Here is a 24707-nt window from a genome sequence, read left to right as displayed (position 1 = left end):
GTCATCCCCCCTGCTTCTCACGCAAGCCAATGACCGCCAGAAGGATGACAAGGCCGAAAAAGACGGCTCGATAGGCATAAGGCAAAGTCGACCCGGCCAGCAGCGTCTGCATGGCCGTCAGCAGGACCGCTCCTCCAAGCATGCCCAGGTAGTGCCCGCGTCCTCCCGTGATCAGCGCGCCTCCGACGACGACGATCGCAATCGATGGCAGAAGATACTCGTCTCCCATCCCAAGGCTTGCCTGTCCACCAAAGCCCGTGAGCAGAATGCCAACGATGGCCGCGCAGACGGCGCATAACATGTACACGCCAATCAGAACGCGACCTGTACGCACCCCAGACAATTCTGCCGCTTCCATACTGTTCCCGACGGCGTAAATGCGACGCCCAAAAACCGTGCGTGTCAGCAAGAGAGTCGCACCAATGGTGAAAAGGACAAGCAGCGGAATAACCGGGGTAAGGCCAAGCACCTCGCCAGTCATGATCCATCGAAGCCCGGCCGGGGCAAAGCCGTCCGGCGTTCCGCCCGAATAGAGAAGGGTCGCGCCCTGCAACAGACCATTCATTGCCAGCGTCACAACGATCGGTGAAAGACCAAGTGCGACCACGCCTATCCCGTTCAAAAGCCCCACGACCATAGCAACGGCAATCACGATCGGAACAGCGTAAACCAGCGCGATGTCCGAGCCCTGCGCGATCCCCGTCAGCATCACACCGGCTAGGCTGATCATCCATGGCACCGAAAGGTCCAACCCGCCAGTGAGGATAACTGCGCCTTGACCCAGGGCCAGAATGGCCAGGAATGCAGACAGCACCAACAGCGAGTCCCAATATCCCCAACCCGTGAAAACATTGCCAAGCACGACCTGCGTCAAAATCAGTACGCCGATGAGGCAGATCCATGCTGGCAGTACGTGGCGCAGCGTGGCGGCGTTCCGGCGCAAGAACGGGGGAAGCTCGGGCGCGCTTGCTGGGTTGGCAAAGTGCAACCTTCTGTCAACGCGGTCGCGCTGTGAGGCCAAAGTGCCGACGGATCGCGCCGCCAGCCAACGGCGCGCCGCGGCAAGCTGCTCAGCCAGCGCCGAACCGCGCGAAAGCGACCCAGCTAGGACGGCCGCCAAAAGGACGACGCTTTCAGCGATAGTTGAATAGTAGGCCGACACATTGGCCGCCAGAAGAATGTTGACGACGATCAAAAGGACATAGGCGCCGAAGACGGACCCAAGCAGACCGCCCTGTCCGCCCCCAAGCCGCGTGCCCCCAATGACAACAGCAGCAAAGATCGGCAAAAGCAGCGCGTTGCCGACAAGCGGGTCGCCGGACCCGGTTTGTGCCGAAACGAACACCCCGGCGAGACCATAGAGCCCGCCGGCAATCACATAGGTAAAAAAGAGAACCCATCTGACAGGCAGTCCAGATGCCTCGGCGGCCTCCACGTCGGAACCGACCGCATACAACGCCAGACCGTAGCGGGTGCGCTTCAGTAACGCCCAAAGGATTAGAACGGCAGCTATCAGCGCCACAGGCATTGGGATTAGGCCGGAGACAAAGTCAGCGACATAAATTCCAAGGCTTGGCGAAATGAACCCACCGGGTTTGGCCATGATCAGAAGCGTCACGCCCTGAACGATGAACATGGTGGCAAGCGTGACCACGATCGGTTGAAGGCGCAGAAATGCAATAAAGAACCCATTGAAAGCGCCGACACTCATTCCCACAAGCACCCCAATGGTCGTCCAAAGCGGCACAGACGCTTCGAAATCCGTGGGGTCCATGTACGTCGCGAGCACGGCGTTCACCAAAGAGATGACTGCACCGGCAGACAGATCGAAGCCGCCCGAGAGGATCACAAGCGTCTGTCCCATCGCCGCGATCGCGGTCGTCGTGCCGCCACTGGCGATAAACGAGACATCGAAGTAGGAAAGCGGAAACGGGCTGAGCCAGTTTGAGAACCAGAACAGCCCCACAAACACCAAAGCGGCAACGATCATGCCCTGCGAACGTTTTGCCTGTGTGGCAATTCTGGGTGTCGCTTGCGTGTTCATTGGGCTACTGCCGTCCCGGGGACTTTGGCAATTTGCGTCGAACTTCCACCCAAAGCCACGTCCATGATGCCCGTTTCGGTGATGTCGGACCCTTCAAGCCAAGCGCGAATTTCGCCCTCGTAAATGACGCCGACCTGGTCGCTCAGGTGAACGATCTCAGGGATCTCGGTCGAGTAAAACAAGACCGCGCCACCCGCTTCCGCGAAGTCGCGAATGAGCTGATAAAGCTGGTGCTTGGTGCCGACATCAATGCCCCGCGTGGGGTCAAAAAGAAGAAGGATTCGGCTTTGGGTCACAAACCACTTGGCAATTGCAATCTTCTGCTGATTACCCCCTGAAAATGCCCCCGCCGCAAGGTAGTGCGCACGCTCGTCGACCTCGACAGCCGAGAATGCGGAAGCAGCGGCGCTGCCTTCGGCATCAGCATCAAGCAGTGCCCCGTTCCGAAAAAGCGGCAACACCGGAAGCGCCGCGTTTTCGGACCCTGAAAGCTTTAGAAACAGGCCTTGCGTCTTTCGCTCTTCAGGAACCAGACCGATCGCGACGGACTCGTCGATCGCATCGGCAGGCGAGTTGAGTGTGATCGGGACGCCGTCCACCCTGATCTCGCCCTCAACTAGCGGCTCCGCGCCAAAGAGCGTCATGAACAGATCTTTTTGGCCCATCCCCTGAAGGCCGGCGATGCCCAGGATCTGGCCGGGATGCAAATCAAACTCGACGTTCCGAAGCTTGGACCCCGCGCCCAGGTTATGGACCGAAAGCACCGGCGCCGGCCAATCGCGAGCGGATTCGTCGACGCGGGGCGGAAATGCCGTTTCCACCGAACGTCCGATAATCATCTCAACGACTTCTTCATCCGAGAAGTCCTGCACCTTGCCCGATCCGACAGTCTTGCCGTTGCGCAGAATTGTCATTTCGTCGCAAAACGCCCGCACTTCCGGCATTCGATGGGAAATGAACAAAACGGTCACCCCATCCGCCTTTGCCGCCGCAATGCGCTGACCCAGCCAGTCTACATCCTGCCCGGTCAATGACGAAGTCGGTTCGTCCAAAAGAAGGACGCGAGGCTGGCGCAAAAGTGCGCGTGCGATCTCGATTTTCTGCCGATCAGAGAGCGATAGTTCACTGGCCAGGGCATGGATGTCGATCTCTAATCCCAGTTCTTCCAGATGCGCTGATACGGTTCGCGCCATGTCACGGCGTTTGAGCGTACCAAAGGCTGTCACCGCGCCCCGCGGGATCAGCATATTCTCAAGAACCGTGAGGTCGGGTATCAGTGTAAGCTCTTGAAAAGCCGTTTTAATTCCGGCCTCATGTGCTTTTTTTGGCGTCGAGAGCCGGGTCAGTTCGCCTGAAACGCGCAGCTCCCCTTCGTCGGGCGCTACAAGCCCCGAGAGGATTTTCATCGTGGTCGATTTGCCCGCACCATTTTCCCCAAGAAGTGCGTGCACCGAACCCGGCGCTACAGAGAACGTAACATCGTCGTTTGCAACGGTTGCGCCGTAGCGCTTGGTGATGCCGGTCAATTCAATTATGGGCGCGCGCGGCGTCATGCGTCCGATCCCTTTTGGATTGGGTGTCAGTCTGGACGACCATACACAAAAAGTTGCGATGCGCGCTGACGGCTAGAAGCCATACATGCGCGCATCGCCAGGGAGGATCAGCCCTCGGGCTGGCCTACAAGGGCTGCGCCCAAACCGACCTGCGGGAGGTCTTCTGAGAAGATCGATGCGAACCAACCCGGATTGGAGACCAGCGACGGCAGGAACGCATTGCAACCGGCCTTCATCTCTTCCCAGGTGCCCGTTTCACAAAGCTGCACCGTTTCGCTCGTCACGATGGGAAGCGGAAGCTCTGTGAACTTGGGAACATCCTTGCCGTCCAGGACATCGACCGCGAGCTTGAACGCCAGCGCGCCGGAGTAAGGCGGTGAAGCGTAGCTGATGCGCGGGGCGCCAAGCGGGGCATAAGCGCCGGAAGCACCTTCAACCTCGGTGCCCGCAGGCAACATCTGGATGCGTCCGCCGTTGGAACCTTCGCCCGCGCAGGGCTTGAGATCTTCGGCGGCAATTCCCGCCTCAAGCTGCATCGCGTTTGCCGTGAAGCAACCGGCCTGCATCCAAAGGCCATCGATGTCATCCCAATCGCGCGTGGCCAGGATTTTGGAAAGTTCTGTCCGGGCGACCGCCTGGCTCCACATGCCTACGGCCTCGCCAACGATCTCGATGCCTTCGTGAGCGTTGAAGACTTCCATGGCGCCTTGGGTCCGCTCTGCATCAACCGATGTTCCGGGAACGCCAGTGATTGCAATGATATTGCCCTCGCCACCAAGCTGATCTACCAGCCACTGTGCCGGAACGCGGCCAGCTTCGATCTGGTTGATATGGGTATTGTAGGCGCAGGGTTCGGTGATCTCAGCGTCATAAGCAAAGACAACCACGCCCTTGTCGCAGGCATTCTTCACCACATTGTTGAGCGCAGTCGGTGAAATCGGGAATGCGATGATCGCGTCAGCGCCGGATTGAACCATGGCGTTGATCTGCTGGATCTGTCGCTGCGCGTTTGGCCCGGACACCTGCACCTGCAGATCAACCCTGTCGGCATAGTCCGGATGAGCGCCAATCGCCTTGACCATATTGGCTGCTTCGGCTTGCCAGTCATTGCCGATGTAGCTCATTGACAAGAAGATCTTGTACGGCTCGTCAGCAAACGCGGCGCCGCTCACTCCAGTCAAAGCTGTCGAGAGTGCGAGAATTCTCGCGGTGCATTTCAACATGATTTCCTCCCTGTTGTTGTCAGTACTACTAAGATAGATCTTTGATCAAAAGTCAACGATCAAAAATCAGATAGACAGAATGGGTGCGAATTGCGAATGTAGGCACATGGCAGACCTATCAAAAATGCAGCCCGTTCGCCGCGAAAACCTTCCAGAGATTGTGTTCGAGCGCATGTGCCAGCTTATCCTCGAAGGAGGTATTGAACCCGGTCAGGCCGTTACCGTCGCATCCTTGAGTGACGTCCTTGATGTAAGCCCTATGCCCATCCGCGAGGCGATGGCGCGTCTTGCGCATATTGGCGCACTAACACGACTGACAGGGCGCTCAATGGGTGTGCCAAACCCCAGCCTTGAAGAACTGATCCATCTTCGCGATACGCGGATCACGGTCGAAGAGGCTGCTGTGCGAATGGCGGTCGAAATTAGAGAAGCACAATTTGAAGCGCGGCTTCACGACCTGCTTTCGGAGATGATTGAAGCCGAGCGCAGCCACGACAACCTAAGGTTCATCAATCTGAACTACCGTTTTCACTTCTTGATTTATGAACAGTCGAAGAACCCGGTCCTAATCGAAATCATTCGAAACCTTTGGCTGCGGATTTCGCCCAACTTTCATATCTTGAACGTGCGAGGCCACCTCAAGGTGTCGAACGAACTCCACAGAATGATCATTCACGCGATCGCGGGCAACGATGCCGCGACGGCCTGCAAGTGCCTCCGGCTTAATATCGAAAGAGCCCACGACCAGTTGATCGCATGCCTTGGATTGGAAGCCACCAAAGGATTGGTTGACGCGGGCAAGTAGTGCTTCTGGCTCTCCGGAAGTTTTACAGTACTCGAGGCCAATCGACTTTCTCAAAAGATACTCTAAGGAACGGGCGTTTCCGACCTTTGGTTCAAGATCCGCACCCAAGCTTAAGAAACTTCGTGGTGGTTAGCTGAGCACGAAAGTCTGCAACGACATCGCAAACCTTCGAACCATCTATGTAAATTCAAATGATCTCTAGCTCAATGAAACAGGGGTTTCATAGTTCTGATCCGATGCCTTTTCGCCTTTGGCGGGTGGCGCTACTTCGTGGGACACCTTCATTTCAGCCAAGTGCTACCATTGATCCATGTATGACGGAACTCCACAACCAATCCGACACATGCATGCAGCGATGTTCCATGTGGCATCAAACAGGCTGCGAAGAGAGCGTAACCCGGATGAGCGACTACGATCACAAACAGCAAAGATTCCGAGTTCGACTCAAACGCCCAATTATTGAAGCAGACATTAGCCTATTGGCGGCTTTGTCCCGCTTGGGAGACCTTCGCCGCAGCTTTGTTGAACGACAGCTTTCTCTATGTGAGGACAGGTATCATTTCCTCATATCATACAGGAACTCCAGAACGCGCGCATAGTCTCCACTGACCTCGCGCGCTTGTTCGAAGACCTCCCGTCGCTCCTGATCTAGGCAACGGAAGTACCGCTCAACATCGGCAAAATACGTCTTCGCATCACGCCTCAACAGGTCAGCATATGACCTGACATCATCGGGATCGGTGGGCATCCAGGGCGGCGCTGGCGGCAGGCAACTGCCCGCAATCGCGGCAGATCCCCAGCTCAGAACGACCATAACCATCCATGTTTGTTTCAAAAGCCCCATATTATCTTGGCTCAGCCACTCCGTTGCAGTAAATTTGTTTCAACGCATGAAGGGCGCAATAAAGCAAATTGCACCTATTGATTGCATGATTATAATATTGTATCGGTTCGGGAGTCCATGAGGGACTGCCGGGCTAGTGCACAATTCTGCAAGGCTCGATCCTATGAATTTGATGCAAGACGCCCCCAATGTTGTCAGTGAAGACGGGCTGCGCACGCTGCTTGCCGAGGGTCATTCGGCGGATGTTGTGTGCCGGGTTACGCCCAAACGTACAGGTGCTCAGTGGTCCGGAGTTTGGACCGTGCATTGCGTCTCGCCCGATGGCGAGACGCGCCGCCTGCTCGTCACCGCACGCAACAACATGGCTGCCCGAGAGTTCAAGACAATCAACGGCTTATCCAGCTTCCTTGCAGGCCTTGGTGTTTCGATCGCCTCAATCCCGATGCTCGAAGGCAAGGTTGCCTCTCACAACCTGTACGACGAAGGCTAAACTACTTGCCGTCCTCGCAGCATTCCTTGCTGCCCCCGCCTATTCTGAAGGCTTCGTGCTTTCCATGCGGGCCGATGGCCAGCTGGAGACCAAAGCGCCCCAATCAGGTTTTGCGCAGAGATATGTCGACGGGATTGGTGCAAACCCACCAGAGTTGATCGTTTTAGCAGCTCCTGAGCCTGTAGAACCGCCTCCTGAACCCGCCCGCGCAGTTCCCCGCCCCGAAATTCTCGCAGCACTTGAAAGCACCGCGCATCGTTATGGCGGGCACCCCGCGCTGCGCCGGGCTGGGCTGTCGGTGACGGAATGGCAGGCGCTCTTCCAAGCCAATATCGAGATCGAAAGCGCCTATCGCCCGAATGCGCGTAGCTCCGAAGGCGCGATTGGACTTGGACAATTGATGCCTGCGACGGCCGCGCAGCTCGGCGTTGATCCGCATGATTGGCAGGCCAACCTCGATGGGTCTGCCCGCTACCTCCTAATGATGTTGGCGCAGTTCGGCACGCCCGAACGGGCGCTCGCTGCCTATAACGCCGGACCAGACGCGGTCGCGCGCTATGGCGGCATCCCTCCTTACCAAGAAACCCAAAATCACGTGCATCGCGTCATGGCCGTGCGTGACCGACTGACTGGAGCCTCCTGATGCAAACACAATTCCGCACGATCCTGTCGCTGGCTATGGCCAGCTTGATGATTGCCAACCCGGCTTTTGCGCAGAGCATTGACCTCTCGCCGGTGCAGAACCTTTTGCAGGGCATCGTCGACACGATCACCGGCCCCTTGGGCATAGTCATCGGCACCTTGGCCTTGATCGGAGTTTTCCTTTCCTGGCTCTTCGGCATCCTCGATTTCCGCCAAGCACTTTGGGTGCTGGTCGCCATCGCAGGCATCGCGGCTGCGCCGACCATCGTGACCGCGATCTGGGGCGCGTAAATTCGGCATGGCGACACAAACCCGCCTCTTCCTGGGACTTATCCGGCCACCAAAGCTCATCGGGCTGCCGATCATGTATGCGATGGTCTGGCTGTTCGGGTTTGTGCTGCTGTTTCTCTGGGTCCAGAATTGGCCGGTGATCATCATTGCCGCTCTGGCCTATCCTGCGCTGTGGAAAGCCGCTGACTGGGACCCGGCCTTTCTTGAGGTGATGGTGACATCACTGCAGGAAACGCCACCCACCCCGAACCGCAAGATCCATTCGGGGGACAGCTATGCTCCATGACCCTTCGGATAATCTTGCCGGACTGCCGGACTGGGCGCACAAAGAGCGGCCTATGGCCAGCATGCTGCCCTATGTAAGCCTGGTAAATGATGTGACGATCCGCACGCGCGGCAATGCTTTGTTCCAGTGCATCCGCCTTGGTGGCGTCAACAGCATGACAAGCGATGACCCGCATTTGGAGAAGGTCCGCGCGCTCTTCGCGGCGATCATCGCGCAGATAGGGCCGGAGTACAGTTTCTACGTTCACAAGGTTTCAAAAGAGATCGAGACCGCCTTGCCACCGGTGCCCGAGGAAGGGTTTGCACAAGCGCTGGACATCCGCTGGCAAACGGCCATGGCGCGGGCAGGCCTGCGGGACAAGACGCTCACGCTCACCGTGCTGAAACGCCCTCCCCTCGGCGCGCGGCTGCGTCTGAAACGCGCAGACTCAATCGCACAGTTGAAAGGCCAGACGGCTAAGCAGCTGCGCAAACTCGAGGAAGTCGTCGGTTTTCTGCTGTCGTCATTTGCCGAAATGAACCCGCGCCTTCTTGGGGCCGAAAGCGGCGAACTGCTGGGTTTCCTCGGGGCGCTCAACATCGGTCAAGAGCGACCGCTTTTCGCAAAATCCCGCTTTGGCATCATTGCCGAGGATGTGGCTAACACGCGTGTCACGTTTCAGGGGCTAGGCTTTGCGCTGGATGATGGGACGGCGGGCAAGCGGTTCGGAACCAGCTTTGCGATCAAGACTTACCCAGCCAAAACCAGCTGCACTATGTTCGATGAGCTGAACCTGCCAGTCGACATGGTCGTCACCCATTCCTTCACGCCGATCAACAGCAACATCATGGCCAGCCGGATCAAACGCCAACAGCGTCTGATGAAGGCCAGTGATGATGGCGCGTTTTCTCTCGCAGAAGAACTGGTCGACGCGCTCGACGATCTGGAATCCAAGCGGCTCAGCTTTGGTGATCATCACATGACGGGCACGGTCTTCGCCGAGACCGAGGAAAAGCTGGAAGCAATCGCCGCCGAGGTGCGCAATATAGCTGCCAGTGAAGGCGTCAATCTGGTGAACGAGAGCTTTGCGGCGCGCACCCATTATTTCGCGCAGCATCCTGGCAATGGGCAAATGCGCAGCCGCAAGGCCGCCATCACGAACACGAACTTTGCCGACCTCGCAGCACTGCATCGCGGTCAACTGGGCAAACCTGGCCACAAAGTGCCTTGGGGCAAGCCTATCACTCTCTTCCCGACGCCTGAACGCTCAGGTTTCCTGTTCAACTATCATGAGACGGGTCAGCCGGACAAAGAACCGACCGGCGGGCATACCCTGATCCTCGGCCGTCCTGGCTCAGGCAAGTCAGTGCTGTCGGCCTTCCTGATGACCCAAGCCCGTCGCTGCGACGCGCGCGTGTTCGTGTTCGACTATCGCGCGGGAATGGAAATGGCCGTGCGGGCCAATGGCGGGCGCTACAGCGCCATCAAAGCGGGTGAAGCAACCGGTCTCAACCCGCTGCGCACCGAAATCGATGGGCGCGGGCAAGCCTGGCTTTCTGATTGGCTAGCCAAGCTACTGCATCGTGCCGACAAGCCCCTGAGCCCTGTTCAGATCAATCGCATCCAAGAAGTGGTGCGCCAGAACGCCGGGGCGAGCGATGCCGCCCTACGCAACTGGCAGGATTTGGCCTCGCTCTTTGTGGCGGGGGCAGATGAAGGAGATCTGTTCGAACGGATTCAGGAATGGACTGCTGATGGCCGCCACGGTTGGATTTTCGGTCAAGGCGCTGAGGATACCTTCTCGCTCGATGGTGATGTTGTTGGGTTCGACCTGACCGGCATTCTCGACAGCGAAAGCGAGAAGGAACGCATGGCGGTCCTGTCCTACCTGTTTCGTCGGGTGGAGCGGGTGATTGAGGATCGCCAACCGACGTTGATCATCATCGATGAGGCCTGGAAGGCGCTGGATAACCCGTATTTCGCCGATCGGCTGAGCAATTGGCTCGTGACCGCGCGCAAACAGAACGCCGTGGTCGTGATGATGACCCAATACGCAAGCCAGCTTGAAAAGACCCGCACAGGCAAAACGATTGTCGAGGCTGTGCCGACGCAGCTCTTGCTTCCCAACATCCGCGCCTCGGCCAGCGATTACACCATGCTAGGCCTTTCTGAGAAAGAGCTCAGCGTATTGCTCAGCACAGGCAGCAATTCCCGTCTGGCGCTGGTGCGCGATGATCAAGGCTCGGTGGTGATCGACGCTGATCTCAGCGCCCTTGGGCCCTACCTCACGATCCTTGGCGGAATGGAAAAAGGCGAGGCGCTGGTCGGCGCGGATTATCGCCAAAACCCGGAATTTTGGAGACAGATTGATGCGTAGACTTTGCGTGCTGACCCTCACCCTTTTGACCCTGACAGCCTGTGCAGAATACCGGCCGTCTGAAGCCGAATGTTTCAACTCGTTTGCCGAGGTCAGCCGCAGCAACTGTAACTTCGAGCTACTCGGGCCGATTGGTGGTCTCAGTGAGTAAGCACCGCCTGCATATCTTTGCGGGTTTGGTCTGTTTTGCCGCACCAGCGGCCTTTGCCCAAGGCGTGCCCACATTTGATGCGGGCATGTTCCTGCAGCGTGAACGCGTGTTGCAGCAGGGCGAGCAAGATCTGGCGCTGCAACGAGATCGGTTGACCAAAGAAGACGAGCTTGAAGAGCTCCAGCAAGAACAACTCCAAGCGCTGGAAGGCATTCTCGATGCCACGACGTTGGCCAGCGGGAACTCAGGCGCACTGGTCGCAAGCCTGGAAGCAGGCTCATCGCCTGAGAGTGCCGCAGGACAGCTATACGGCCCGGTCGACCCAAACCCTGGCGCAGCCCAAATGTTCGGCGATGCCTCGGGCTCAATCGAAGAGCTGATCATTCGCGCCGCTCAAGAAACGCACCACATGTCCGGCGTGCGCGCGGCGGGCCTGTCGCCCAAGCAATGGCGCTACCTGTTGCAGGCGCTGATCTGGCAAGAAAGCCGTTTTACCATTGGTGCGCGCTCGCCTGTAGGCGCGTTCGGCCTGACCCAGATCATGCCCGGCACGGCGCAGGATCTCGGGATTTATCCGGCCTATTACGAAAAACCCTATATCCAGGTCATAGGCGGCGCGCGCTATCTGGCGCAGATGCTGGCCATGTTTGACGGCAACATCATTCACGGGCTGGCCGCCTACAACGCCGGTCCCGGCAATGTGCAGCGCTACGGTGGCGTGCCACCCATTTCCGAAACCCAGCACTACGTTCAAGTGATCCCCGAACGCTACAATCTCTACATTGCACGCGTCGGCGGCCTCGATGCGCTTGGCACGATTGATCCTGTCTTGCTTGCCAACTCCACGATGAGCCTGACCTCGTTCGGCGCAGGGGTCTATGGCGACTACTCCTTGGTCTCGGTGCAAGCGGCCGCGCTTCGGGTGCAGGACATCATCAGGCGCATTGGCGAAACTGACGACATTCATGCGGCCATGTCGCTCAACACCTACGCGCGGGCCGAACTCGCCCGTTTGATCGCCATCCGCACCCGCCTCAAATCCGCCCACACCCGCCCGCTTAGCACCGCTGAGCTGGCTATGGCGGCCGCGCAGGCGCGCGAACAAGACTTCATGCAATTCGATCTGGAGGTACTCCGATGATCCGCTTTCTTTCAAGCATTTCCATTTGCGCATTGTTGCTTGCGTCTCCTGCATCTGCCCAAGGTGTGCCGACGGTCGACACACGCAACATCGCGCAGGAAATTCGTCAGCTGCAGCAGATGCTGGAGGATTTCGGGATCCAGACCGACCAGCTCGACACGCTTCTCGAACAGCTCGACCTGGTGCAACAACAACTCGACACGCTTAACGAGACCTACGCGGCCCTGACCGGCGCAACTGACATCATCGAGATGGCCATGGGCGGTGATCTTGATGGGCTTCTCGATCAGGAATTCGGCGATCTCCTTGGCACCATCCGGCAAATCCAAAGTGGCGATTTCAGCGGCCTTATCGGCAACGCCGCCCCTCAAATGGAAGGCCGCATGACGCAAGCGCTTGAAGAGGCAGGGTTCGACCAAGATACCCTCTCCAACATGGCGAGCAGCGGAAATCCAGGGGCTGAGCGCATTGCCAGCCAGGCAGGCACTGGGGCAGTGATGTCGGCTGCGGCTGAGAACAGTTATGACGAGGCCGCGCAATCCCTCAAGCGGGTCGAACAGCTGGTTTCCCTGATCCCCGACATGGAAACGCTCAAGGAAGCCGTCGATCACAACACCCGCGTCACGGCTGAGCTGGCCATCGCCATGACGCGCATGTGGGAGCTCGAAGCCATTCAGACTGTCGGCGCGGGCCAGTCCGGCGTGGTGGATGCCGCGACGCTAGCCGAAGAACGCCGCTACATGGACTTTACCCTTCCAGACCTGCGCGCGGACTGATCCCATGAACAGCGATGCAGAAATCATCGAAGAAGAGCTCGTCTATGGCGCACGACGACGCGAGCTCATGTGGCAGAAACTGGGGCTGACAGGCATGGCGTTTGGCATGACAGGCTGCCTCGCCGCTGCCCTTGTTGCCCTGTTCGACGTGGACCCGCCGCCTATGATCGTGCCCTTTGATAGCGAAACCGGCATGGCCCTACCCAATGCCATGGTTGAAGCGGTCTCACTCACGGAACGCCCCGCTATCATCGAGGCACAGGTCTACCGCTATGTCATTGATCGAGAGACCTATAATCAGCTCGACAATGACATGCGCGTGCGGCGGGCCCTGGACCAATCGGACGGCGCGGCCGCCGCGGGACTGCGCGCGCTTTGGACCAGCGGCCATGAGGCCTACCCGCCGGACAGCTACGGCACAGATGCCCGGCTTGATGTCGAAGTTTTGTCGATCACGCACATCAGCGCCAATCGCGCCCAAGTGCGCCTGCGCAAGCGGCTCAATTCGCCGCGCGGCAGTCAAAACGGGCTCTTCACCGCAACCCTGATGTTTGAGTTTCTACCCGAGAACAGCCGGTCGATCGACGATGTCTGGCAGAACCCCTTCGGCTTCACTGTCACCGAATACGCGATCCGCTCGGATCGTTTGGAGTAACCAATGCGCCGCCTGTTCCTGATCCTCGCCCTCATTGTTCCGATTGCAGGCACCGCCTATGCGGAGACTCAGCCGCGACAAGGCCCCTATGATGCCCGTGTGCGGCTCGCCACCTATCAGGATGGGCAGGTCTACCGCATTCGCACCAGCCTGACCCATGTGACCAGCATTGAATTCGGCCAAGGCGAGACCATCCGCTCAATCATTGCAGGCGATACCGAAGGGTTCCTTTTGGACGGCGTGCCCGGTGGCCAGGCCTTTGCAATCAAGCCCGTCACGCCCGGCGCGCATACCAACATCACCGTCTATACCAACCGGCGCAGTTACTATTTCAACGTCACTGAGGCGAGCTCTCCGACGTTCTATGTCATCCGCTTCACCTATCCCGAGGCGTCCCCTCGGCAATCGCGTGTGGCAGCGAACGCGCCAGCAAACCACGCCTATGGCGTCAGCGCGCGGTCCGAAATCACTCCGCGCGAGATTTGGGACGACGGCACCTTCACTTACTTCCGCTTTACCGCAAACGCGCCGCTGCCTGCGATCTTTCGCTGGTCAAACGGCAATGAGCGCAGCGTGAATGCGCTCGCGCGGCCAGACGGCGTGATCCGTGTGTCAGGTGTCAGCGATCGATGGGTTCTCAGGCTCGGCGAGGACGAGATCTGCGTACAAGAGATGAGCGAGGCAAACCACGATGAGTGAAACAGCTGAGCTTAAGAAGCGCCTCGAAGCGCTTGAAGGTAAATCACAAAACTCAAAGGCACGACCGTCATTTGTCGCTGTTGGGTTGGGCATCTCGGCAATCGCCGCTCTTGGCGGCCTCTTGCTGTTGTTCTCTGGCGGTTCTGAACCCGACAGCCTGGAAACCGCCTCCCCGGATGAATTCCAAGCAGCGGGACCGGGCTTTGGTGCGCTCGAGCCCACGCCTGCACCGATTGACACAACTCCGCCGCCGGAGCCGGAACCAGATAGCGAAACGGAAGAGCTGCGCGCGCAAATAGACGCAATGCGCACCGAGCTCGAAGCCCTGCTCAACACACCTGCACCTGAAGCCCCAACCGTGGACACAGAAGCATTGGATACCTTGGGCGCAGAGATCGATGCCCTACGCAGTGAGGCCGCTGCGACGCAAACCGCCCTGCGCGAGGAGCTGGAGGAACGCGCACGGCAAATCCAGCGACTACAGAACGATCTAGAGCTTGCACGCCTGGAGACCCCGCGCACGCCAGCCCCAACCGGCCCCACGGCCGAAGAACTGCGTCTTCAAGAGCTCGAGCGGCGACGGCAGGCCGAACTTGAGGAACTGCAAGCCCGTATTGCTAGCCCAATTATCGCCTTTGGCGGTTCGGGCACCGGCAATGCAGAGACCGCCGTGCAGCAACGGCGACTTGATGGCGACACAGACTTTGTCCGCAACGGCGCTGAACCTGCTGAGGTGACGCAAGCCCAGTTGATCGTGAACCCGTCAATCACGGTTGTTCAGGGCACGATGATCCAGGCGGTGCTTGAGACCGCAATCGACAGCTCGCTCGCCGGTCAGGTCCGCGCGATTGTATCGGAAGATGTCCACGCCTATGACGGCTCGCGGATCCTGATCCCACGCGGCGCACGTCTGATCGGGCGGTATCAATCCGGGCTCGACATAGCACAACGACGCGTGACCATCGCCTGGGACCGGATCATTCTGCCCAGCAACCAGACCGTCGAAATCAGCGCCTTCGGAGGTGATGAACTGGGGCGGTCCGGCACAACCGGTTTCGTCGATAGCCGTTTTGGCACCCGGTTTGGGTCAGCCGCCCTGATATCGCTGATCGGAGCCTTGCCTGCCGTCGCCGCGCAGAACACCGAAGATGAGATCACCTCAGATGTGCTAGAGGGTATTGGCGAAGACCTGCAAGACAGCGCTCAAAGCGTGATTGGCGAATACCTCTCCGTCTCGCCCGTGATCTATGTGGATCAGGGTGCCCGCGTCACCGTGATGGTCGACCGCGATCTGGAGATTTTCTGATTATGGCGGCCAGCTATCTGCAAAGCTCGATGGACAAGATCCCCGAGGCGCGTGATCCAAAGCTGATCGAGCTTTGTATCAACCCCGACGGCACGCCCTGGGCGGAGTTTCAGGGGGATCACTTTATGCGGCGCGTCAATCGACGGCTCTCGCAGAACGAGATCAAAGACTTAGGCAATCAGATTGCTTCCGCCGCGAACACGACGCTCAGCCGGACCAAACCGATTGTGTCAGTCAGCATCACCTACCGTGACCGCCCAATCCGCGCGCAAGTCATACAGCCTCCGGCCGTTGATGGCGGTTACGCGATTTCGCTGCGGTTCTTTGCGGACCTGCCATTGGACCAGATCAAGCTGTCCTACCTCTTCGGCAAAGAACGCAGCAACGAGGGGGCAAGGCGCAAGCGCAACGCCGAGCTGCGCGATTTCGTGGCCACCGGCGACATCGACGCCGCGATCAAGTTCTGTGTGACGCACAAGCTCAACATGATCGTCTCCGGCGGGACCTCGACCGGCAAGACCGTCACGGCGCGTAAGATCCTCTCCTTTGTGCCCGCCGACGAGCGCATCATCACCATCGAAGAAGCCGCCGAACTACGTCCAACGCAGCCTAATGTCGTCACGCTGATGTCTGACCGCGACGAGGTCACACGCAGCGCTGATGTCCTGCTGACCTCTACCCTGCGCATGCGGCCGGACCGTATCGTCCTGGGTGAAGTACGCGGCAAAGAGGCCATGACCTTCCTCGAGGCGATCAACACTGGGCATGGTGGCTCTCTCACCACGCTGCACGCTGAAACGCCGCAGCTGGCAATCCAGCGTCTCGCCATCGCCGCCCTGAAAATGGACGTGCCCATGACCTACCAGGACATGAACGACTACATCACCCGCTCGATCGATGTGATCATTCAGGCCGGTCGCCATGAAGGCGCGCGCGGCATCACCGAATTCTACCTGCCGATAGATCCGGCCCATTCAAAGGAAATAGCCCATGCTTGAATACAAGATTGAACAGATCAACACGGCCAAAACAAAGCCGCCAAAGATCGAAGCGCAGCTGACCGCCCTTGGACAAGATGGCTGGGAGCTAGTCTCGGTCGTGCCAGATTTTGACGGCGAGCACATCCTGAAGGCCTTCCTGAAACGTCGCACCGGCGCGAGCGCCTAAACCTAACTGAGGGGGATCCTATGGGCGTCGTCACATGGATGGTTGAGACAACCGACAACTTTCTGGAAGACGCGGCCCAAACCACTTTTGGCAACGTCGCCGGGCAGCTTGGCGGCGTCATTGCGGTGGCCTCGACGCTCGCGGTGATCGGCGTCTTCCTCAACATGGTGTTTCAGTACAAATCCACGGATGGGCGGACTGCCTTCTGGTTCGCCCTCAAGCTCATGCTCATCTCCCTGTTTGCGATGAATTGGGTCCAATTCAACGCGGTGGCCAGCGCCCTCATCAACGGGCTTGACCAGCTCGCGGGCGGCATGGTGGCAGGGCTTGGCGGCGGCGGTGCAGGTGCATCCTACTTTGCCGGGGCCTTTGACGACCTCATCGAAGAATTTGGTGACTACCTGAATGCGGCAGGAGACAACATGCATTGGATGGCCGGAGCCCTGATCGGCGCGATCGGCGCGTTCCTATTGGGCGTCATCGGTGCGCTCTGCGGCCTGGTCCTGATCTTCGCGAAGATTATGCTGGCCTTCATAATCGGCATCGCCCCCATCATGATCGCGCTTTCGCTTTTTGATGTCAGCAAGGACTATTTCCATCGCTGGCTGTCCAGCACGGTATCCTATGCGCTCTACCCCCTCGTGATCGCGGGGGTTTTTTCCACCGTCGTCGGAATGTCGCGCTCACTAATGACCGAGCTCGGCGATCCCTCTGGCGCGAGCAACATCGGCGCGCTGGTGCCTTTCTTCATGATGATGTTTCTCGCAGGCGGCATGATCATCGCCACCCCGCTGATCGTCCGCTCAATCTCAGGCAACTTCATGATGGCTGGGCCCCCGAGCATTCCCGGTCCGGGTGGGTTCGCAAAGGGCTTGATTGGCACCAAAGGGTCACTGGCGCGGGCAAGATTTGGAGCGAGGTCAAACGCGGAAGTTGCGGGGGCTGGGATACGGCAAGCTAGCACTGCGTCTGTTTCGATGGTTCAGCGGGTAGCAGAACGAGCGAAGCGGCTGGAGTGAATTGGTCCTTTTCAAGCTGCTTCAAGTTAGAAAGGTATTGCTAGAAAGCCTGCCAAGACAGCGTCTTGCAATAAGCGCCATGCCAGTCAAAGCTTTCGGATGGTGTCAGATTTCAAACTTTTCCAAACAAGACCCCTTACGAGAAACTGGCACTCAACCTATAGTAAATCAGGTTAAACAAGCTTGGTGTAAAATGGCGTCGCTTCAGGATTCAGTTGCAAACAAATTTCTCGAAACACTTTCAAATGATGAAAATTTCGACTCATCCAAAACAACGAAGCTTGAAGCGCTCCTGAAAGAAGGTCGAAAAATTAAGGCTGACGATCTGGCCGCGATTTTCACTCTTCCAGACGGAGGGGAAGTTCTGTGATCAAGATCGTTTCAGCACACATCGAAGAATTTCGTGGAATTCGTAAGTTGGACATCAACTTGGCTGAGAAGACCTTCGCGATATCCGGCCCGAACGGCTCGGGAAAAAGTGGGGTCATTGACGCCATCGAATTTGCGCTAACTGGTCAGATTGGCAGATTGACCGGAACCGGAACCAAAGGGCTGTCACTAGCAGATCATGGTCCTCATGTAGACCATATCAAATTCCCAGATGCTGCATTTGTAGAGCTGGAGGTATCCTTCCCGACACTTGGCAAAAAAGCCAAGCTCACTCGCAAGGTTTCTGCCCCCAAGAAGCCAAGTATCGAACCGAACGATCCGGACATCGTGGAAATTTTGGACGAAGTTTCTCAGCATCCCGAAATCACTTTGGCGAGAAGAGAAATTCTGAAATTCATCTTGGTTGAACCAACGAAGCGATCGGCACAGATTCAAGAGATTCTAAAGATCGATGAGTTGGGTCAGACCCGTTCGGCACTGAACACAGCATACGGCAAGCTCAACCGGGCAGCGATTGCAGCGGAAACGGATACGCAGGACAAAAGAGATACGCTGTTGCAGCACCTAGGCATCACGTCTTTGTCTGCAGCTGAAATGCTGGAAGCGGTCAATGCAAAGCGCAAGCTGCTAGGACTGGAAATCCACGATGCAATGACGGCTGATACAATCATCGACCAGGGCTTGGCGGAACCTACCGGTGAACAATCGCTCAATAAATCCGCAGCACTGATCGAACTGGACAAGCTTAACAAGAAGATCGTCGAGCTTGGGCAATCTCCGTCTCCGGATGCTGAAGCTCTTATCGATCAGATCGAGCAACTCGAAAAAGACGCACGGCTCCTCGTTTCGTTGCAACAACGGGAGTTGGTGAAGAGCGGCTTGAAGTTGGTGGACGGACCGTCATGTCCAATGTGCGATCATGAATGGCCCGATGAAGCACATCTTCTTTCGCACCTACATGCCAAGCAACAGAAATCGCAAGCGGCAGGAGAGCTGAAGCAAAAGCTCATTGAGCATGCATCATCACTTTCGACGGAAGTGGGAAACTTGAAAGCGCTGCTGCTCGAAACTCACCGTATTGCCAAGATTGAGAGCGCAGTTGAAATGCTGTCCAGCGTCGTCGCATGGGGCAAAGACTTGGCGTTTTTTCAGGAACAACTAAAGTCTTTCGCAACAATCTTGGAGTTGAAGGATCGCTTGGCCAGTGGATGGCCAGCCATTCCGGAAGGCTTTGGGGCCAAACTGGCGGACTTTATGAGCGCTATTCGCGCGAAGCCTGATCAATCTGCTTCGTTGGCCGCACAGAGTTTTCTGATCAATGCTGAACAGCGGTTCAAGGACTACAAAGCAGCACGTTTCACCGAGACAGCTTCCAAAAAGGCACGAGACGCCAGCAAAGTCGCATATGACGCTTGGTGCGCAGCGATGGAGTCGGAACTCGACGAGCTATACGAGGCCGTCGAAGATGATTTCAGCAAGTTTTATCGCCTCTTAAATGACGGCGATGAGCAAAAATTTGTCGCACGTTTTAAAGCAACTGAAGGGCGTCTCGATTTTGATGTGAATTTCTACGAGCGGGGACTTTTCCCACCAGGTGCTTTTCATAGCGAAGGTCACCAAGATGGCATGGGTGTATGCCTATACCTTGCATTGATGAAGCGGCTCTTGGGTGACCGTTTTACCGTCGCGCTGCTCGATGATGTTGTGATGTCTGTCGATGCAGACCATCGTTACCAATTTTGCAAACTTTTGATGGCAGAATTCCCAAACACGCAATTCGTGATTGCCACCCATGACAAAGTTTGGGCAGAGCAGATGCGTTCGGCAAAGCTGGTGACCCGAAAAACATCTATGGCCTTTGATAGTTGGTCTGTGGACACCGGTCCGTTGGTGGAATCGAACCCAGAAATTTGGGTGGAAATCGATACAGCTTTGGCTAAGGGTAAGGTCGAAGTTGCCGCTCCGATTTTGCGGCGTCACATGGAGTTTGTCGCCCGACTCCTTGCGGATCAACTGGGGGCGCAAACGGTCTTCAGAGCAGACAACAGCTACGATCTAGGGGGGCTATTACCGAGCGCTTTTTCTAGACTGTCAGATCTCCTAGGAAAAGCCGTCGACTCGGCGCAATCCTGGGGCAACGAGGACCAAAAGTCCAAAGCGCAGGCTCGCAAGCAACGTCTCAAGGCAGCCAACACCCACAAGGGCGAGGAAGACTGGACCGTCAATAAGGCCGTACATTTCAACGAGTGGGCCAACTTTAGTCCCAACGACTTTATACCTATTGTTAAGGCGTTCAAGGATCTGCTGGCATGCGCACAATGCGATGACTGCGGATCATGGCTGTATATTACTCCCAAAGGCACTGCACCAGAAGGGCTTCGGTGTTCATGCAACTCTGTTAACCTGAACCTTAAGAAAAAGCCTAAGATGCCGCTTTAGGGCCTGCGCGATGTGCATCTATTACGGCGAATTCTGATTGGAATATGCACCAAGAGAGGATGCTTCTGCCGCCTACACTCATCGGTCAGCCGCCCCCGCAATGAACCTCTCCACCCGATCTGTTCCCGCCTGATATTCGCCCCGACTAGGCTTGTTGCCTGACGTCACCTCCCGCTCTTCTCTGGCCAAATCATCGATCTCTTCACGTCGCTTCCCGCTACTTTCAGATCCCTCAGCAGGCATCACCTTCGGCACCTCAAGCGCCCCAATCTTCTCCTCCAGCGCTTTAATTTGCCCTTGCAGACCACGCATTTGGTCCCCGGCGGACGGGTACGGCAGATCGCCGGTTTGCTTGTCGAAGATCTGCTTAAAGAACCGGTCGTCATAGTATTTGATCCGTTTGGCGCGCACGGGCATTTGCGCGTCGACCACCAGAACGATGTCATCAAGATCCATGCGCCGCGCTTCATCCTCGGGCAGCAACGCGGTCTCTTCGGTCCGTTCAGACATACTGCGACCGGAGAAGGGGTTGCGACCGACTGAGCGCGAGTGGGTCACAACGCGCTTGGTGGTTTTGCCGACAGCTTTGCTGAGCTCTTCGATGGTCTTTTCATCTGAGGGAGTCAGATAGAGCTTGATGCCCGCGTTGCCCTGCAAGGCACGCCGGGCATTTTCGCCGTAGATTTCATCTAGCGCCGGGATGGTCTGTGTGACGATCGCGAGGTTGGCCCGGTAAGACCGCAGTGTCTCAATGCTGTCCAGAACGATCGGCATTTTGCCCAGACGGTTGAACTCGTCGAGCATGATCATCACCGGCCAAGGTTCGTCCTTGCCAGGTTCATGGTCCTGAAGCGATGCTAACAAATCTGAGAAGAACAAGCGGATCAGCGGCGCGAGCGGTTTCACCATCAGTGGTTCGACCACGAGATAAACCGAAAACGGCGCTTTTCGGATATCCCGAAAATCGAAGTCAGAAGTTGCCGTTGCACGGTCGATGGCGGGGTTTGACCATTGTTTGAGGCCCGAGGTCATCAGAAGCGACAGGTAGGACGTCAGCGTGTCGTTGTTGGTCGAAGCCATGCGCATGAAGATCAGCTTGGCGGCTGGGTTGACCACCTCGTCGGCGCGGCGGCGATATTCCTTCTGCTTGTCGCCACCTGATGCGGTGATGCGGTAAATCTCACCGAGGGTCGGTCGCTTGCGCTCGAAAGCTAAAAGCCCTGCCGCCACGAACAGATCGATACCGCCATCGAGGAGCCCTTGGACGCGGTCGTTATCAGCTTGCAAGAACAGCGAGGCCAGAAGTTGCAGCTCCATCTGCTGGCGGTCGACGTTTTCCAGCGCCGATATTCGCAGCAAGGGATTGTAGCGGTGCGAGCGGCTGTCCTTCCAATCAGTGGGCGCAAACCGGAACACCTTGTCGCCCTGCGCAGCTCTTTGGCGCGCTGTTGCCTCGAAGTTTTCACCTTTTACGTCCAGCACCACGGCACTGCCTTGGTAGGTCAGAAGGTTCGGGATGACGAAACCCGTCGTCTTACCGCGCCCGGTCGGGGCGACGATCAGGGCATGGGGGAACACCTTGGACATCACGAAGGGTTTGCGACTATTGGGCTTGCCCATTTTGCCGACGACATAGCCGTAGCCGGGCTTTCCGAAAAAGCCGTTCCGCTTCATCTCGGACATGTGCTGCCAGTGGGTTTCCCCAAATTTGGTCAGAGCGTCGTTCATCAAGACCGCACTGAGCAAAACACCGGCTGCTGTACTTCCCCCCACGATCAGGTGAACAATCTGCATATCGGCCGGATGGGTCATTCGGAGAACCCCATAGCTGCGCGCCAACATCAGGAAATCGATATCCGCCCCGCCCCCGAACCAGCGGAATGTCAGAAAGGCCGACGCCAGGACATACCCAAGAACCGCGCCCAGAACAGCAAAACTCATGACGCCAAGAGCGATCCGCGCTTTACCCATGCGCCACACCCTTTTCGCCATCGCTATCGACATGCCGCGCGCGTTGAACATCAATTTCTTCATTGGCGATTTCGTCGAGGACGTACTCCATCGCCACACTGTTCGCCAGAGCGGCATCGCTCTGCAGGTAGGCCTTGGCCGCATAGAGCCGGTCCAGGCGGTCTTCGATTTGTTCCTCCAGCGCGGTCTCATCGCCAATCGCTAAGTCAGGGGTATTTTCTTCACCGACCAGCTCCTCCAGCTCAGCACGCAAAGTCTCGCGTTCCAGGTCGCTGCGGAAGGGATCTTCGGTCGGATCACCTCTCAAACGGCTCAGGATATCAGCCGTGGTCGGCGGCAACCTGTCGACCAAGGCTGCTTGCCCGTCCGCTTCCACCACCTCACTGTCTTTGAGAACCTCAGCATCGGCCAAGACACGGCCCAGATCGCTATGAACCCGGTCGAGATGGTCGATCGCTTTCTCGAGCTCATCGGCGCGAGACAGGTCATAGCCGTCCTTCTCGGCAATCGCCTTCAAATCCTGACCAAGCCATTGCCGCTCCAGCGCGGCATTGCCCGCGCCGACTTCGACTCGACGTGTCACCTCCTGCGCGTCAATGCCGGTGCCTTTCAAAGCCTGTTCGAGGCGTTCGGCCAGCGCCGGATCCTGCAAAGCGCCTTGGGCCTCGGCCCGTATATTCGCGGCCGAATAGATCCCACTCTTGGACGCATCTTCGAGCAAGGTGTGGGACTGCGTTCCCATTGGGCTGAGATGTGACAGTGAACGATAGATGTCGTTCAGCTCATGCTCCAGCGCCGCGCGCCGATCGACCGGTGCCTCAGCAACAATGCGTTCGGCTTGGTTGATCTTGTCGTGAAAGGCATCCACGACCTCATCAAACGAATGCTGTTCTTCGGCCATGCCATATACCTTTCCATCTGCTTCAATCGGTTTGCCCTGCGCCAAAAGCGTCGCGGCCTTGTCCAAGGCTGCTGCAATCTCATGCTGGTTCTCGCGCGAGGCCTCGGCAGCCAGGCCGCGATAAAGCCGCGCGTTCTGCGCCACCTCAGCCAAGGCACGGTCAAGCTCCGGCCCCACGCGCTCACGCTCGGTCGGCTTCTGCCCCGTAGCTTCTGCACGACGTTGGTCCACGTCGCTGGGCCTCTTCGTCGTGATGCCACGCTCGAGCTGTCGCGTCGCCTCAAGCCGCAGCCCGTAGCGGTCCGACACCTCGACCATCGCCTCGCGAAAACTGTCGTAATTGAAGTGGTGCCCTTCCTTCATAAAGAAGAATTCACCGTCCTTGCTGCGCCTGTTCAGAACGATGTGGGCGTGCGGGTGCTCCCGGTCCTCATGCACGGCGGCGATGTAGTCAAAATGGCTGCCTTCGCCCTGAAAGAACCGCTCGCAAATCTCGCGCGTGATCTCGGCTACATCCTCGCCGCGCGTGCCAATTGGGAAGGCCATCAAGAGATGTGAGGTATGTCCCAGCTTTGGATGGAACCCTTCATTCCACTGCGCGGAAAACCGGCGCGTGACCTGCTCGATCTCTTTGGCTGACAGAACGCTTTGCCCGTCATAGGTGCCACGGCTGTCGATGATAAAGCTCGACTTGGTGGTCAGGTATTCCAGCTGGTTGCGCAGCTGTGATTTGTTGTGTGTTCCGCCGTCTCGAATGGCTTTGAAGATCGCAGGGGAATGCCCCATCGCCGCCCGGGCCATGTGCTTCGCGCGGGCGCGCGGGACGCTGCCGCGAATGCGGCTCCAGTCACGGTCGAAGAAGGCCTCCTGCGCGGCCGCAATGGCGCTATTCCGGGTCATCGGCAAAGCCTCCCAGAACGCGGGCAACCTCGCCAGACAGCGCGCTTCGGCGGCGCTGCGCCATGTCCTGAACCTGGTCGGCGATGTCGAAGATCAGCCCGGCCAAGGCGCGGACTTGGCCATGGGCAGAATTGCCATAGGGCGGCGTCTTGCCCTGGCGTTTTGCCTCGTTCAGGCGCTGTGCAATCTGGTTGATGTTGTTGCCTGTGCGATTGAGCGAGGCCGACAGCCCCTGCATCTGGTTCGCCAGTTCATCGTCGGGAACAAACAGATCGTTCGACGCATAGATCAGCCGCCGCAGCCCCTCCGCCCGGCTGTTGATATCATGCCGCGTCAGCACGGCATCAAAGCGCGCAAGCTCCTTTGGCGTAAGCCGAACATTCACCAATTCGGAGCGCACGCGCGCATCAAGCTTGCGGCTTTGATTGGCCTTCAACGTGTAGAAGATGCTGCGGGTCGTGACGCCGAATTCACGGGCCAGATCCTCGATCGGGACGCCCTCTGCACGCTTGCGCACGATCGCAAAACGCTGGTTTTGCGTCAGTCGTTTGTGCCGTGGTGCGCGCGGTCGGCTCATGTGAAGTAATCACCCCTATTTCTTGCCAGCATCATACAGGCAGCTCTGTTATGGCATTTAGCCATATTTGATTCAATATTA

The 24707-nt window shown here is 57.7% G+C and carries 24 protein-coding genes; 17 read left to right on the top strand and 7 right to left on the bottom strand.

Annotated features, from left to right (window positions below):
* Nucleotide 1: 1 nt before the first annotated feature.
* From ACRZ91_RS00690 to ACRZ91_RS00680, 3 genes are all read right to left on the bottom strand, one after another.
* Nucleotides 2–2044 carry an ABC transporter permease gene (locus ACRZ91_RS00690; RefSeq protein WP_170610052.1) on the bottom strand — a complete coding sequence of 681 codons (2043 nt, stop codon included), beginning with the start codon at nt 2042–2044 and terminating at the stop codon, nt 2–4.
* On the bottom strand, nt 2041–3597 hold the full coding sequence (locus ACRZ91_RS00685) for a sugar ABC transporter ATP-binding protein (RefSeq protein ID WP_170610051.1): 1557 nt from the start codon (nt 3595–3597) through the stop codon (nt 2041–2043). The genes ACRZ91_RS00690 and ACRZ91_RS00685 overlap by 4 nt, the downstream gene beginning before the upstream one ends.
* Before the next feature lie 107 nt (nt 3598–3704).
* Complete coding sequence (locus tag ACRZ91_RS00680) at nt 3705–4820, bottom strand: sugar ABC transporter substrate-binding protein (RefSeq protein WP_170610050.1); 1116 nt, start codon at nt 4818–4820, stop codon at nt 3705–3707.
* A gap of 106 nt (nt 4821–4926) precedes the next feature.
* On the opposite strand from ACRZ91_RS00680, the gene ACRZ91_RS00675 reads away from it, so the two are divergent.
* Nucleotides 4927–5625: a GntR family transcriptional regulator gene (locus ACRZ91_RS00675; protein WP_170610049.1), complete on the top strand. Its 699-nt coding sequence runs from the start codon at nt 4927–4929 to the stop codon at nt 5623–5625.
* 556 nt (nt 5626–6181) lie between these two features.
* Here ACRZ91_RS00675 and ACRZ91_RS00670 read toward each other — a convergent pair.
* Nucleotides 6182–6469: a hypothetical protein gene (locus ACRZ91_RS00670; protein ID WP_480901839.1), complete on the bottom strand. Its 288-nt coding sequence runs from the start codon at nt 6467–6469 to the stop codon at nt 6182–6184.
* 163 nt (nt 6470–6632) lie between these two features.
* Here ACRZ91_RS00670 and ACRZ91_RS00665 point away from each other — a divergent pair, with 163 nt between their 5' ends.
* The 16 genes from ACRZ91_RS00665 to ACRZ91_RS00590 all read left to right on the top strand — a co-directional run bounded on the left by ACRZ91_RS00665 (nt 6633) and on the right by ACRZ91_RS00590 (nt 20277).
* Nucleotides 6633–6959: a hypothetical protein gene (locus ACRZ91_RS00665; RefSeq protein WP_170610047.1), complete on the top strand. Its 327-nt coding sequence runs from the start codon at nt 6633–6635 to the stop codon at nt 6957–6959.
* A gap of 64 nt (nt 6960–7023) precedes the next feature.
* Nucleotides 7024–7602 carry a lytic transglycosylase domain-containing protein gene (locus ACRZ91_RS00660; RefSeq protein ID WP_170610916.1) on the top strand — a complete coding sequence of 193 codons (579 nt, stop codon included), beginning with the start codon at nt 7024–7026 and terminating at the stop codon, nt 7600–7602.
* A complete protein-coding gene (locus ACRZ91_RS00655) occupies nt 7602–7892 on the top strand; it encodes a TrbC/VirB2 family protein (protein WP_170610045.1) in 291 nt (96 codons plus the stop codon). Before ACRZ91_RS00660 ends, ACRZ91_RS00655 begins: the two co-directional genes overlap by 1 nt.
* 7 nt (nt 7893–7899) lie before the next feature.
* Entirely contained in the window at nt 7900–8178 is a 279-nt protein-coding gene (locus ACRZ91_RS00650; RefSeq protein ID WP_170610043.1) for a VirB3 family type IV secretion system protein, read from the top strand.
* Nucleotides 8168–10534 (top strand): VirB4 family type IV secretion/conjugal transfer ATPase, encoded by a 2367-nt coding sequence (locus ACRZ91_RS00645; RefSeq protein WP_170610041.1) that lies wholly within the window; start codon nt 8168–8170, stop codon nt 10532–10534. Before ACRZ91_RS00650 ends, ACRZ91_RS00645 begins: the two co-directional genes overlap by 11 nt.
* Nucleotides 10527–10685 carry a hypothetical protein gene (locus ACRZ91_RS00640; RefSeq protein WP_170349216.1) on the top strand — a complete coding sequence of 53 codons (159 nt, stop codon included), beginning with the start codon at nt 10527–10529 and terminating at the stop codon, nt 10683–10685. The genes ACRZ91_RS00645 and ACRZ91_RS00640 overlap by 8 nt, the downstream gene beginning before the upstream one ends.
* Nucleotides 10678–11826, top strand: a complete 1149-nt coding sequence (locus ACRZ91_RS00635) for a lytic transglycosylase domain-containing protein (protein ID WP_170610039.1) — start codon at nt 10678–10680, stop codon at nt 11824–11826. Before ACRZ91_RS00640 ends, ACRZ91_RS00635 begins: the two co-directional genes overlap by 8 nt.
* Entirely contained in the window at nt 11823–12602 is a 780-nt protein-coding gene (locus ACRZ91_RS00630; RefSeq protein WP_170610038.1) for a type IV secretion system protein, read from the top strand. Before ACRZ91_RS00635 ends, ACRZ91_RS00630 begins: the two co-directional genes overlap by 4 nt.
* 4 nt (nt 12603–12606) lie before the next feature.
* Entirely contained in the window at nt 12607–13257 is a 651-nt protein-coding gene (locus ACRZ91_RS00625) for a VirB8 family type IV secretion system protein (protein ID WP_170610036.1), read from the top strand.
* 3 nt (nt 13258–13260) lie between these two features.
* A complete protein-coding gene (locus ACRZ91_RS00620; RefSeq protein ID WP_170610034.1) occupies nt 13261–13956 on the top strand; it encodes a TrbG/VirB9 family P-type conjugative transfer protein in 696 nt (231 codons plus the stop codon).
* Nucleotides 13949–15262, top strand: coding sequence for a TrbI/VirB10 family protein (locus ACRZ91_RS00615; protein ID WP_170610032.1), 1314 nt, complete (start codon nt 13949–13951; stop codon nt 15260–15262). The genes ACRZ91_RS00620 and ACRZ91_RS00615 overlap by 8 nt, the downstream gene beginning before the upstream one ends.
* A gap of 2 nt (nt 15263–15264) precedes the next feature.
* Nucleotides 15265–16260 (top strand): ATPase, T2SS/T4P/T4SS family, encoded by a 996-nt coding sequence (locus ACRZ91_RS00610; protein WP_170610030.1) that lies wholly within the window; start codon nt 15265–15267, stop codon nt 16258–16260.
* Nucleotides 16253–16429 carry a DUF4177 domain-containing protein gene (locus ACRZ91_RS00605; protein ID WP_170610028.1) on the top strand — a complete coding sequence of 59 codons (177 nt, stop codon included), beginning with the start codon at nt 16253–16255 and terminating at the stop codon, nt 16427–16429. The genes ACRZ91_RS00610 and ACRZ91_RS00605 overlap by 8 nt, the downstream gene beginning before the upstream one ends.
* A 20-nt stretch (nt 16430–16449) precedes the next feature.
* Nucleotides 16450–17448 carry a TrbL/VirB6 family protein gene (locus ACRZ91_RS00600; RefSeq protein WP_170610027.1) on the top strand — a complete coding sequence of 333 codons (999 nt, stop codon included), beginning with the start codon at nt 16450–16452 and terminating at the stop codon, nt 17446–17448.
* A 1-nt stretch (nt 17449) separates the two neighbouring features.
* Nucleotides 17450–17818, top strand: coding sequence for a hypothetical protein (locus tag ACRZ91_RS00595; RefSeq protein ID WP_170610025.1), 369 nt, complete (start codon nt 17450–17452; stop codon nt 17816–17818).
* The gene (locus ACRZ91_RS00590; RefSeq protein ID WP_170610023.1) at nt 17815–20277 is read left to right on the top strand and encodes an AAA family ATPase; all 2463 of its coding nucleotides are present in this window, start codon (nt 17815–17817) and stop codon (nt 20275–20277) included. The genes ACRZ91_RS00595 and ACRZ91_RS00590 overlap by 4 nt, the downstream gene beginning before the upstream one ends.
* 78 nt (nt 20278–20355) lie before the next feature.
* Here the strand turns inward: ACRZ91_RS00590 and ACRZ91_RS00585 are convergent, their stop codons facing one another.
* Genes ACRZ91_RS00585 through ACRZ91_RS00575 form a run of 3 tightly spaced genes read right to left on the bottom strand, consistent with a single transcriptional unit; the run spans nt 20356 to nt 24626 of the window.
* Nucleotides 20356–22248: a type IV secretory system conjugative DNA transfer family protein gene (locus ACRZ91_RS00585; protein ID WP_480782902.1), complete on the bottom strand. Its 1893-nt coding sequence runs from the start codon at nt 22246–22248 to the stop codon at nt 20356–20358.
* Nucleotides 22241–24049: a relaxase/mobilization nuclease domain-containing protein gene (locus ACRZ91_RS00580; RefSeq protein WP_480901834.1), complete on the bottom strand. Its 1809-nt coding sequence runs from the start codon at nt 24047–24049 to the stop codon at nt 22241–22243. Before ACRZ91_RS00580 ends, ACRZ91_RS00585 begins: the two co-directional genes overlap by 8 nt.
* Nucleotides 24036–24626 carry a hypothetical protein gene (locus tag ACRZ91_RS00575; RefSeq protein WP_170610019.1) on the bottom strand — a complete coding sequence of 197 codons (591 nt, stop codon included), beginning with the start codon at nt 24624–24626 and terminating at the stop codon, nt 24036–24038. The genes ACRZ91_RS00580 and ACRZ91_RS00575 overlap by 14 nt, the downstream gene beginning before the upstream one ends.
* Nucleotides 24627–24707 lie beyond the last annotated feature (81 nt).

This window comes from Ruegeria sp. O11, from assembly GCF_056535285.1.
Note: the sequence above shows the minus strand (reverse complement) of the source record. Positions and strands in the feature narration are given on the sequence as shown.

What these genes read in the sequence shown, in the direction of transcription:
- ACRZ91_RS00690 (WP_170610052.1), bottom strand. Translation starts at nt 2,044, where the DNA reads ATGAACACGCAAGCGACACCCAGAATTGCCACACAGGCAAAACGTTCG.
- ACRZ91_RS00685 (WP_170610051.1), bottom strand. Translation starts at nt 3,597, where the DNA reads ATGACGCCGCGCGCGCCCATAATTGAATTGACCGGCATCACCAAGCGC.
- ACRZ91_RS00680 (WP_170610050.1), bottom strand. Translation starts at nt 4,820, where the DNA reads ATGTTGAAATGCACCGCGAGAATTCTCGCACTCTCGACAGCTTTGACT.
- ACRZ91_RS00675 (WP_170610049.1), top strand. Translation starts at nt 4,927, where the DNA reads ATGGCAGACCTATCAAAAATGCAGCCCGTTCGCCGCGAAAACCTTCCA.
- ACRZ91_RS00670 (WP_480901839.1), bottom strand. Translation starts at nt 6,469, where the DNA reads ATGGGGCTTTTGAAACAAACATGGATGGTTATGGTCGTTCTGAGCTGG.
- ACRZ91_RS00665 (WP_170610047.1), top strand. Translation starts at nt 6,633, where the DNA reads ATGAATTTGATGCAAGACGCCCCCAATGTTGTCAGTGAAGACGGGCTG.
- ACRZ91_RS00660 (WP_170610916.1), top strand. Translation starts at nt 7,024, where the DNA reads ATGCGGGCCGATGGCCAGCTGGAGACCAAAGCGCCCCAATCAGGTTTT.
- ACRZ91_RS00655 (WP_170610045.1), top strand. Translation starts at nt 7,602, where the DNA reads ATGCAAACACAATTCCGCACGATCCTGTCGCTGGCTATGGCCAGCTTG.
- ACRZ91_RS00650 (WP_170610043.1), top strand. Translation starts at nt 7,900, where the DNA reads ATGGCGACACAAACCCGCCTCTTCCTGGGACTTATCCGGCCACCAAAG.
- ACRZ91_RS00645 (WP_170610041.1), top strand. Translation starts at nt 8,168, where the DNA reads ATGCTCCATGACCCTTCGGATAATCTTGCCGGACTGCCGGACTGGGCG.
- ACRZ91_RS00640 (WP_170349216.1), top strand. Translation starts at nt 10,527, where the DNA reads ATGCGTAGACTTTGCGTGCTGACCCTCACCCTTTTGACCCTGACAGCC.
- ACRZ91_RS00630 (WP_170610038.1), top strand. Translation starts at nt 11,823, where the DNA reads ATGATCCGCTTTCTTTCAAGCATTTCCATTTGCGCATTGTTGCTTGCG.
- ACRZ91_RS00625 (WP_170610036.1), top strand. Translation starts at nt 12,607, where the DNA reads ATGAACAGCGATGCAGAAATCATCGAAGAAGAGCTCGTCTATGGCGCA.
- ACRZ91_RS00620 (WP_170610034.1), top strand. Translation starts at nt 13,261, where the DNA reads ATGCGCCGCCTGTTCCTGATCCTCGCCCTCATTGTTCCGATTGCAGGC.
- ACRZ91_RS00615 (WP_170610032.1), top strand. Translation starts at nt 13,949, where the DNA reads ATGAGTGAAACAGCTGAGCTTAAGAAGCGCCTCGAAGCGCTTGAAGGT.
- ACRZ91_RS00610 (WP_170610030.1), top strand. Translation starts at nt 15,265, where the DNA reads ATGGCGGCCAGCTATCTGCAAAGCTCGATGGACAAGATCCCCGAGGCG.
- ACRZ91_RS00605 (WP_170610028.1), top strand. Translation starts at nt 16,253, where the DNA reads ATGCTTGAATACAAGATTGAACAGATCAACACGGCCAAAACAAAGCCG.
- ACRZ91_RS00600 (WP_170610027.1), top strand. Translation starts at nt 16,450, where the DNA reads ATGGGCGTCGTCACATGGATGGTTGAGACAACCGACAACTTTCTGGAA.
- ACRZ91_RS00585 (WP_480782902.1), bottom strand. Translation starts at nt 22,248, where the DNA reads ATGGGTAAAGCGCGGATCGCTCTTGGCGTCATGAGTTTTGCTGTTCTG.
- ACRZ91_RS00580 (WP_480901834.1), bottom strand. Translation starts at nt 24,049, where the DNA reads ATGACCCGGAATAGCGCCATTGCGGCCGCGCAGGAGGCCTTCTTCGAC.
- ACRZ91_RS00575 (WP_170610019.1), bottom strand. Translation starts at nt 24,626, where the DNA reads ATGAGCCGACCGCGCGCACCACGGCACAAACGACTGACGCAAAACCAG.